This is a genomic window from Sphingomonas sanguinis NBRC 13937, assembly GCF_001591005.1.
Lineage (GTDB): Bacteria > Pseudomonadota > Alphaproteobacteria > Sphingomonadales > Sphingomonadaceae > Sphingomonas > Sphingomonas sanguinis.
Genome location: NZ_BCTY01000081.1, coordinates 1 through 9191, shown reverse-complemented (window position 1 = coordinate 9191; position 9191 = coordinate 1). Strand labels below are relative to the sequence as shown.

9 protein-coding genes are annotated in these 9191 nt (G+C 67.7%); 8 read left to right on the top strand and 1 reads right to left on the bottom strand.

The annotated features are described in order from the left end of the window. Nucleotides 1-185 precede the first annotated feature (185 nt). The 4 genes from argE (at nt 186) to SSA01S_RS18175 (ending at nt 5913) form a co-directional block, all read left to right on the top strand. Nucleotides 186-1355, top strand: coding sequence for an acetylornithine deacetylase (gene argE / locus SSA01S_RS18190; protein WP_061781525.1), 1170 nt, complete (start codon nt 186-188; stop codon nt 1353-1355). 369 nt (nt 1356-1724) lie between these two features. Then, nucleotides 1725-3044: an EAL domain-containing protein gene (locus tag SSA01S_RS18185; protein WP_061781524.1), complete on the top strand. Its 1320-nt coding sequence runs from the start codon at nt 1725-1727 to the stop codon at nt 3042-3044. Further along, nucleotides 3031-5457 (top strand): tetratricopeptide repeat-containing sensor histidine kinase, encoded by a 2427-nt coding sequence (locus SSA01S_RS18180; protein WP_167348941.1) that lies wholly within the window; start codon nt 3031-3033, stop codon nt 5455-5457. The genes SSA01S_RS18185 and SSA01S_RS18180 overlap by 14 nt, the downstream gene beginning before the upstream one ends. Before the next feature lie 66 nt (nt 5458-5523). After that, nucleotides 5524-5913, top strand: a complete 390-nt coding sequence (locus SSA01S_RS18175) for a response regulator (RefSeq protein ID WP_058732700.1) — start codon at nt 5524-5526, stop codon at nt 5911-5913. On the opposite strand, the gene SSA01S_RS18170 is transcribed toward SSA01S_RS18175, so the two are convergent. Next, nucleotides 5914-6786, bottom strand: coding sequence for a class I SAM-dependent methyltransferase (locus SSA01S_RS18170; RefSeq protein WP_061781527.1), 873 nt, complete (start codon nt 6784-6786; stop codon nt 5914-5916). It lies immediately after the preceding gene. Nucleotides 6787-6817: 31 nt separating this feature from the next. On the opposite strand from SSA01S_RS18170, the gene SSA01S_RS18165 reads away from it, so the two are divergent. The 4 genes from SSA01S_RS18165 to SSA01S_RS18150 are packed head-to-tail and all read left to right on the top strand — an operon-like array spanning nt 6818 to nt 9102. Beyond that, nucleotides 6818-7564 carry a ComF family protein gene (locus SSA01S_RS18165; RefSeq protein WP_240954776.1) on the top strand — a complete coding sequence of 249 codons (747 nt, stop codon included), beginning with the start codon at nt 6818-6820 and terminating at the stop codon, nt 7562-7564. Between the two features lie 31 nt (nt 7565-7595). Beyond that, complete coding sequence (gene grxC, locus SSA01S_RS18160; RefSeq protein WP_058732698.1) at nt 7596-7853, top strand: glutaredoxin 3; 258 nt, start codon at nt 7596-7598, stop codon at nt 7851-7853. Further along, the gene (locus tag SSA01S_RS18155) at nt 7850-8674 is read left to right on the top strand and encodes a carbon-nitrogen hydrolase family protein (protein WP_061781523.1); all 825 of its coding nucleotides are present in this window, start codon (nt 7850-7852) and stop codon (nt 8672-8674) included. The genes grxC and SSA01S_RS18155 overlap by 4 nt, the downstream gene beginning before the upstream one ends. Next, nucleotides 8671-9102, top strand: a complete 432-nt coding sequence (locus SSA01S_RS18150; protein ID WP_061781522.1) for a DUF1178 family protein — start codon at nt 8671-8673, stop codon at nt 9100-9102. The genes SSA01S_RS18155 and SSA01S_RS18150 overlap by 4 nt, the downstream gene beginning before the upstream one ends. Nucleotides 9103-9191: the final 89 nt, after the last annotated feature.

Below are 9191 nucleotides of genomic sequence, written 5' to 3'. Positions count from 1 at the left end.
GCGAGCCTTTGGCTCGCTCAACCCCTCACCCAAGCTGCGCTAGCCAGCAGGCTGGCAAGCTTCGCTAACCCTCTCCCCTATCCAGAGGAGAGGGAAATAGTGGCGGTATAAATGTCGACTGGCCTTCAGGGCGGAGGCATCCACCAGGGCTTTCACCAAACCGTAACATCCGGCAGGATGGCGGCATGACCCCGGACCAGCTCGCCGCCCAAGCCACCGCCATCCTGGCCGACCTGATCGCGATCGACACCACGTCGCGCGAATCGAACCTAGACCTGATCGCCTATGTCGAGCGGCATCTGGGCCAGATCGGCGTCACGGGACGGCGGGTGTTCAATGCGGAGGGCACCAAGGCCAATCTCTACGCCACCATCGGCCCGGTGGAGCCCGGCGGCGTCGTCCTGTCGGGGCATAGCGATGTCGTGCCGGTCGACGGGCAGAATTGGACCAGCGATCCTTGGCGGCTGACCCGGCGGGGCGACCGGCTGTTCGGCCGCGGCACTTGCGACATGAAGGGGTTTCTGGCGCTGTCGCTGGCCCTGGCACCGCATATCGCAAAGGGCCGCGCGGTCCGTCCGCTGCATCTGGCCTTTTCTTATGACGAGGAGGTGGGGTGTCTGGGCGCGCCGTCGATGATCGCGGAGATTGCGCGAGAGGTGCCGAGCCCGGCCGCTGTCGTGGTGGGCGAGCCGACCGACATGGTGGTGGTCAGCGGCCACAAGGGCATCGCGACCTGGACCGTGACGGTGACCGGGCATGAGGCGCATTCCAGCCTCATCCATCTGGGCGCGTCGGCGAACATGGTGGCGGTCCGGCTAATGCAGCAGCTCGCCGATATCGCGGACCGCCTGGCGGGGGAGGGCGATCCGCATGGTCCCTTTTGTCCGCATCATGCGACACTGACCATCGGGCAGGTGAATGGCGGCACGGCGGTCAACATCCTGGCGCGCGAGTGCCGCTTCGCCTTCGATCTGCGCACCCTGCCGGGGCAGGAGCCGGAGGCGATCCTGGCGCCATTCTTTCGGGCCTGCGAAGCGGCGGATGCGGACCTGCGCGCGCGTTTTCCCGATACCGGTGTGCGGGTCGAGCGGCGGTCGCGCACTCCATCCTTCGCGCCCGAGGCGGATGGCGTGGCCGAGCGGCTGGCACGGCGATGGGCGGGGGATAATGGCCCGGCGCGGGCGGTGCCCTATGCAGCCGAGGCGGGCCAGTTTCAGGGAGCGGGATTTTCGACCGTCATCTGCGGCCCCGGCTCGATCGCCCAGGCGCATCAGCCGGACGAGTATATCGAGGTCGCTCAGATGGAGCGCGGCGCGGCCTTCATGCTGCGGCTGGCCGACGACCTGCTAGGCTGAAGCGCGCCGGTCTGGCGACGCGAATTAAAAGTCATGGGGCGTTGCCGTGGCTTAGGGCCGTGTTGCCCCGCCCCATGACCGTCTTGGGATTACCAGGGGCGGATCGACTCGCCGTAGATCAGCGCCAGAATGAACTTCAGCATGGGTTTTCTCCCTCGTTAGCGCCGTCATCCGGCGCATGGTTATGGTTAATTCGCTATTAACCATTTCGCAATGGGTTGCCGCTTCTCTTACGTTAACCCGTACAGCCGATTGGGAGCCCACAGCGTTTGTGGAAGGGGCGTGGGGCGCCACCGCCCGACAACCGGTTGGAATGTCGCACCAAACGGGGTTAACACCTTGTTTAGCCGTGACCCTTAATTTGGAGGGGTGGATAACGGCCTCTCTCGAATCGCGTCCGGCGCGTCTGCGCCCGCCACATCGGACCCTGTCGCCGCGACCGAAGTCGGGGCGCAGTGGCAGTTGCTCGTCCTGGTCGGGCTGGGCAACTTCACCTTGTTGCGCCGTCATCTCGGGCGGAAGGTCGTGGCCACGCTGGTCGATGCCGTGGCGGGGCGGGCGGGCCAGTGCATTCCGGACGCCATCGCGCGCGCCGCCACGCCGTCGCAGATCGAGGTGATGATCCGCGCCAATTCCCGGGAAGCGCTGGACGCGAGTCTGCTGACCCTGGGCGAGGCGCTTCGCTATCCCTTCCTGCTGCCCGATGGAGAGTGCCGGATCGATCCGGTGCTCGGGGCGGCCTTGGCCGCCGTCCCGCATGACGACGATATGCGCCTGCTCGAGGAAGCCGAGCAGGCGCTGGCCGACGCCCAGATCGAGGGGCGGACGGTCATCCGCGAACTCGCCGCGCGCGCCGACCGGCTCGACCGCATCGCCCTGGCCCGCGAACTGACCCGCGCGATCGAGCAGGACGGCCTGTCGATCGAATATCAACCGAAGGTCCATGTCCGCCAACAGCGCGTGTCGAGTGCCGAGGCCCTGCTGCGCTGGCGGCATCCGGTGCATGGGCCGATCAGTCCGGTCGAGTTCATCCCGGTGGCGGAGGAAGCGCGGATCATCGCGCCGCTGACGCTGTGGGTGCTGCGCCGGGTCATCGCCGACCAGCGGCGCCTGGCCGAAGCCGGGCATGACCTGCGCATGTTCATCAATATCTCGGGCATGCTGCTGGGCGACGAGAATTTCGTGCAAGAGGCCTGTGCGATCGTCACCGAAAGCGGTGCCAAGATCGGCTTTGAGATCACCGAAACCTCGGTCATCCACGACCCCGAAAGCGCCATCACCCATCTTCAGGCCGTGGTCGACACGGGCATTGCGGTGGCGATCGACGATTATGGCTCGGGCCTGTCGTCGCTCTCCTATCTGAAGCAGCTGCCCGCCTGCGAGTTGAAGATCGACAAGCTCTTCATTACCCAGCTGACCAGTTCCAATCGCGATCCGTTGATCGTCCGCTCGACCATCGACCTGGCCCATGCGCTGGAGATGGAGGTGGTCGCCGAGGGGGTGGAGACGCCCGCCACGCTGGCGCTGCTGACCGTGATGGGATGCGACATGATCCAGGGCTATCTGATCAGCCGTCCGATCGGGCTGGAGGCGTTGATCCATTTCCTGACCGAACGCACCCATGAAGCCGTCGCGGCGCTGGCCAAGCCGACGCCCTTTGCCCGGCTGGTCGCCAATGCGCGCCCTTAGGCTGGCGTTGATCTTCGTCGCGCTGGTCGTGGCCGGGGCGCAAGCCCGCGCCGCCGCCGCACCATCCTTGCCTTTGCCCTATAGCCGGGCGATCGATGCCGCCAAGACCGACATGCTGCGCGACCCCGCGCTGGCGATGCGCAGTGCCGATGCCGCGCGCGTGGCGGCCGCCGCGATTCCCGACTCCAACGATCGGGTGCTGGCGTTCGCCACCGCCGACTGGCTGCACGGCGAAAGCGCGGTTCGTATGGGGCGCACCGGCGAGGCGAAGGGGGCCATTGCCGAAGCGTACCGGATCGCGCGGACGCTTTCGCCGAAATCCGATCTGATGGCCAATATCCTGTTGTCGCAGGGGGGCCTGAACCGCGCCGATGGCGAGATCGCCGATGCGCTGAACGCCTATCAATCCGCGCACCGCGTCTTCCAGCAGTTGAACGATACGCGCGGGCAGGCAAAGGCGCTGGTCCAGATCGCGGACCTGTACAATGATGCCAAGGACTTCACCTCGGCGCTTCGTTACCTGGAACAGGCGAGTAGCACCTATCGCGGCGACGATATGTTTCGCCTCGCCATTCTCAACAACCGCGCGCTGACCCTGGCGGAGATGGGGCGCACGGCCGATGCGCTGACCCAGCTTCGCGAGGCGTTGCGGCTGGCCCGGCGGGTGGACAGCGCCGCGCTACAGGCGGTGATCGGACGCAACATCGCGCGGGCCCAACTGCGGATGGGCCGGATCGGCGAAGCCGAGGCGACGATCGCCGAGGTGCGGCGGGCCGATCCCCGGCCAGGGGCCGAGGATATCCGCGCGCTGCAAAGCATCGCGGCCCAGGCCGCGTTCCAGCGCGGCGACGCGGCCGTGGCGGCAGGGCTGATCGACCGGAGCTTTGCCGGCGTCGATCTCGCGACGACCACGGTGTTGCAGCGGGACGCGCATCGCAGCGCTTATGAGATTTACAATGCGGTCGGCCGGACCGCCGATGCGCTGCGCCATCTGGAGGCACTCAAGCGGATCGATGACGAATCGACCCGGCTGGCGACCTCGACCGGTCTTGCGCTGATGGGCGCGCGGTTCGACTTCGCCAATCAGGAACTGCGGATTGCGCGGATGAAGGCCGCCGACCTGCAACGCAATATCGCCTTTGAACGCGCCCAGTTGCGGACGGAGCGCTTCATCCTGATCGGATCGGTCGTCGCCATCGTCGTGGTGCTGGCGCTGCTCGGCATCTGGCTGTTCACGCTGGGCCGCAGCCGCAACCGGATTCGCGCGGCGCATGGCGAACTGGCCCTGACCAACGACCAGCTCGAAAAGGCGCTGGTGGTCAAGACCGAGTTCCTGGCGACGACCAGCCATGAAATCCGTACGCCCCTGAACGGCATTCTGGGCATGACCCAGGTCATGCTGGCCGATGCCGGTCTGCCCGACGAACAGCGCGAACGGGTCGAGGTGATGCACGGCGCAGGCCTGACCATGCGCGCGCTGGTCGACGATCTGCTCGATGTCGCCAAGATCGAGAATGGCCGCCTGACCCTGGAGGAGGCACCGTTCGACCTCGCCGCGACGATCCGCGATGCCTCCCGCCTGTTCGAGGGGGAGGCGGCGGCCAAGGCGATCGGCTTTACCCGCGACCTGTCCGATTGCCCCGCGATGGTGGTCGGCGACTCCGCGCGAATCCGGCAGATCGTCTTCAACCTGTTGTCCAACGCCCTGAAATTCACGAGCAAGGGTGCGGTCCGGCTGACCGTGACGCGCCTGGCAGACGGCGTTTCGGTCTGCGTCACCGATACCGGCATCGGCATTGCGCCCGAGAAGCTGGAGGAAATCTTCGAGGCGTTTCGCCAGGCGGATACCAGCACGACGCGGCAATATGGCGGCACCGGCCTGGGCCTTGCCATTTGTCGTCGGCTGGCCCGTGCGATGGGCGGCGACGTGACTGTCGACAGCGAGCCGGGGCGTGGATCATGCTTTACCCTGACGCTACCGCTCTCCGAGTTGCCGGTGGAGCCCGACGTCGCGCGGCCCACCGTCCTGATGGTCGATCGCAATCCGATCCGTCGTGCCATGTGGACCAAGCTGTGTGCGGACCATGCCGTCGTGACCTTTGCCGGGAATGTGGACGAAGCGGTGGCGCGGCTGGGCGAGGGCGGGGTCGCGCAGCTTTTGGTCGATGATGGCGCGATTCGGGACGATGACGTGGCTGCGGCGCTGCATACCTTGGCAGCAGCGGCGGCGGGCACGGCGGTGCCGCTATTCCTGCTGTGGCCCGCTGCCGATCCGCTGCCGGGGAACGATTTGCCACGCGGCGGATTGGTTCACGTTATCGCCAAACCGATCGCAGGGGCCGAGGTGATGAGCAAAATGTTCGACATCTCGCCGCAAAGCCCTGAATCGCCGCTTGTAACGCAAGCGGCATGATCGTTAGGGCGAAGCCATGACCTGCGCCTTGGATGCCATCCTGTCCGCGATGCAAAGAGGACGTCGATGAACGTCCTTTTTATCGAGGACGACCGTATGAACCGTCGGGTCGTGCGCGATATGCTGGACGTGGCGGGCGCCCAGATGGCCGAGGCCGAGAGCGCCGAACTCGGCCTCGAGATGATCGACCGCGACGATTATCACATGATCCTGATCGATCTGCGGATGCCCGGCATGGACGGCATCACCGCCATCCGCCACATTCGCGCGCGCAGCGATGGCAAGGCGGAGGTGCCGATCATCGTGGTGACCGCCGACAGCGGGGTCGACCTGCGCGAGCGCTGCATCACGGCGGGAGCCGACGACGTGATCGTCAAGCCCGTCGCGATGGATCAGCTGTTTGAATCGATGGGCCGTATCCTGGCGGGCGATCGCGGCGGCGCGATCATCGGCTGATCAGTCCGCGTCCGGCTTGGGGCGCAGTGCCTCGGCCAGCGACGCGGTGGCGCTGCCCCGTTTCGCAGGCACGGGCTGTGACGGATCGGGGGCCCAGCCGGTCAGGAAGACCAGGTTGAACTGTTCGGGCACACGGCCATCCGGGTCCGCCATGTCGGCAAAGGCCGAGGCCGCCGTCGCCAGCGCCTCGCGGGTGATCGGCCGCCGTTCGGCCAGCAGGTTGTTCGCCGCCATGCCGCGCAGATCGCCCAGCAACCGCCCGAAATCGCGGTAGCGCACGTCCAGCGTCTCGATATCCGCGACCGGCAGGGTAAACCCTGCGCGCATCAATAGATCGCCCGCCGAGCGCACATCGACCTGCGGATGCAGCCGCGCGACCGGCCTTTCGGCCTCCGCCACACGCAGCGCCGCACGAAGGCGGGGCAGCGAACCGCCGCCGACGAACGCGCCCAGGAACAGCCCGTCGGGACGCAGCACGCGGCGGATCAGCGTCAGCGCGCCGGGCAGATCGTCGATCTGGTCGAGCACGCCTGCGCTGACCACCAAGTCGAAGCTGCGATCCGCGAACGGCAGGCGGTCCTCGTCCCCCTGCACGCCATGTGCGTCGTGCGCAAAGGCAAAGCCCGGGTCCAGCCGCGCCACCCGTGCCCCAGGCGGCGGCAGGAAGGCACCGTCGAAACAGCCCAGGTCCAGGATATCGCGGAACGGCCGGGTCACCGCATCCAACCGCTCGGCAAGGCCGTCGAGCATGGCCGCGCGCAGGAAATCATGCTCGGCATAAGCGGGCTGGGCCCGGTCGCGGCGCAGGCGGCGCGCCTGTCGGTCGAAGATGCTGGGGTGGGTCACGGTCGCGCTTGTGCGCGCTTGTGCGATCGGGAACAAGGTGCAGCCGATGGGGGCAAGCATGAAATGGCCGGGATTCGCGATGGCGCGCGCCGGGGCGATCGTGGCGGGAATCGTGCGCTGGGCCCTGCCGCCGCGCTGCCCGGGCTGTGCCGAACCGGTCGAGGCCGATCATCGCTTTTGCGCGCAGTGCTGGGGGCAGTTGCGTTTCCTCGACGATGGCGGCTGTGCGCGGTGCGGCATTCCGCTGGGCGGCGATGCGGTCGGTGAACCGTGGTGCGGGCCCTGCATGGCCCGGCCGCCACGCCACGCGGGCATTTACGCGGCCGTCGCCTATGGTCCGATCGCCCGCGAATTGCCGATCCGGTTGAAGCATGGCGGGCGGATCGGCGTGGCCGAGACGATGGCCGGGCCGATGGCGCGGCGCTTGCCGCCGGGGGTGGACTTGCTGGTGCCCGTACCGCTGCATCGCTGGCGCTTGTGGCGGCGCGGTTTCAACCAGGCGGTTTTGCTGAGCGAGGGCGTCGCGCGGCGGACGGGGGTGCCGATGGCGCGCGGCGCGCTGGAGCGGGTGAAGGCGACTCCGCTGCTGCGCGGCCTGTCGCCGCGACAGCGCCGCGCCGCCGTGACCACCGCCTTTCGCGTCGCCCAGCCCGAACTGGTCAGGGGGCGGCACGTCGTGCTGGTCGATGACGTCTACACGACCGGCGCGACGGCGGGAGCGTGCGTGGCGGCCTTGCTGCGGGCGGGCGCGGCGTCGGTCGCGATCCTGTGCTGGGCGCGGGTCATCGAACGGTCCGACGATTGACAAGCGGGCCGACGCGCCACACCTGAGGGACATGGCAAAGGTCGAAATCTACACCAAGGCGTTCTGCCCCTATTGCACCCGGGCCAAGGCGCTGCTCGCTTCCAAGGGCGTCGAGCCCGAGGAATATGACATCACCATGGGCGGTCCCCAGCGCGCCGAAATGATCCAGCGCGCGAACGGGCGGACCACCGTGCCGCAGGTGTTCATCGACGGGCAGCATATCGGCGGTTCGGACGATCTGGCCGCACTCGACAAGCGGGGAGGGCTCGACCCGCTGCTGTCGGCATGACCGATATTGCGGTGCTGCAGATGACGGCGGGGATCGATCCCGCCGCCAATGCGGACGTTCTGGAACGTGCCATCGGCGAGGCGAAGGCGCGTGGGGCCGCGATGCTGTTCACGCCCGAAATGTCCGGGCTGATCGATCGCGACCGGACGCGCGCGGCGGCGCATCTCGTGGCCGAGGACCAGGACCCGGTGCTCGCCCGCGTTCGTGCATCGGCGGCGGCTCATGGCCTGTGGGTGCATCTGGGCTCGCTGGCCGTGCGCGAGGGCGACGGGCGGCTCGCCAATCGCGGCTATGTCATCGATGACAGCGGTGCGATCCGCGCGCGTTACGACAAGATGCACCTGTTCGACGTCGATCTGCCCAGCGGCGAAAGCTGGCGGGAGTCGGCATCCTATATGCCGGGCGCACAGGCCGTCGTCGTCGATACGCCGGTCGGGCGGCTGGGCCTTTCCATCTGCTATGACCTGCGTTTTCCAGCGCTGTTCGCCGCACTGACCGAGGCTGGGGCGACGATCCTGTCGGTGCCCGCCGCCTTTACCCGGCCGACCGGTGCGGCGCACTGGCATATCCTGCTGCGTGCCCGGGCGATCGAGGCTGGGGTGCATCTGGTCGCCGCCGCACAGACCGGCGAGCATCAGGATGGCCGCGCCACCTATGGCCATTCGCTGGTCGTGGGACCATGGGGCGAGGTGCTGCTCGACATGGGCGAGGCGGCCGGGTTGGGCGTCGCGACGGTCGACGCGGGCCAAGTGGCGGCGGTGCGTGAACGCCTGCCCGCCATTCGCCATCGCCGCGCCATTCCGCCGGTGGTGGTGGCATGATCGTCTTCGACCTGCGCTGCACGACCGGCCATGTGTTCGAGGCGTGGTTCGCCTCCTCCGCCGCCTACGTGGAACAGCGCGACGACGGGCAGGTGACCTGTCCGCTCTGCGGCGACCGCCAGATCGAAAAGGCCGTGATGGCCCCGCAGATCCCCGCCAAGAGCAACAGCAAACCCGACCTGCCCAACCCGCAGGCGGTGAAGGCGGTCATGGAGCAACTGGCGCAGGCCCAGGCCAAGATGCTGGAAAAGTCGACCTGGGTCGGCACCGCCTTTGCCGACAAAGCCCGCGCCATGCACGACGGCGATGCGCCCGTCGCGCCGATCCATGGTCAGGCGAGCCTGGCCGAGGCGAAGGCGCTGGTCGACGAAGGGGTGCCCGTCGCCCCGCTTCCCTTTCCGGTGGTGCCGCCCAAGCTCGCCAATTGAGGCCGCGAACCACTCTGGACCCCATGCCGCGTCCCGGTTATCACCGCCCACGCATGGGGCCCCGTAGCTCAGCAGGATAGAGCATCAGA

Coding starts and splice junctions, on each gene's coding strand:
- argE (WP_061781525.1), top strand. CDS start 186: ATGACCCCGGACCAGCTCGCCGCCCAAGCCACCGCCATCCTGGCCGAC.
- SSA01S_RS18180 (WP_167348941.1), top strand. CDS start 3,031: ATGCGCGCCCTTAGGCTGGCGTTGATCTTCGTCGCGCTGGTCGTGGCC.
- SSA01S_RS18175 (WP_058732700.1), top strand. CDS start 5,524: ATGAACGTCCTTTTTATCGAGGACGACCGTATGAACCGTCGGGTCGTG.
- SSA01S_RS18165 (WP_240954776.1), top strand. CDS start 6,818: ATGAAATGGCCGGGATTCGCGATGGCGCGCGCCGGGGCGATCGTGGCG.
- grxC (WP_058732698.1), top strand. CDS start 7,596: ATGGCAAAGGTCGAAATCTACACCAAGGCGTTCTGCCCCTATTGCACC.
- SSA01S_RS18155 (WP_061781523.1), top strand. CDS start 7,850: ATGACCGATATTGCGGTGCTGCAGATGACGGCGGGGATCGATCCCGCC.
- SSA01S_RS18150 (WP_061781522.1), top strand. CDS start 8,671: ATGATCGTCTTCGACCTGCGCTGCACGACCGGCCATGTGTTCGAGGCG.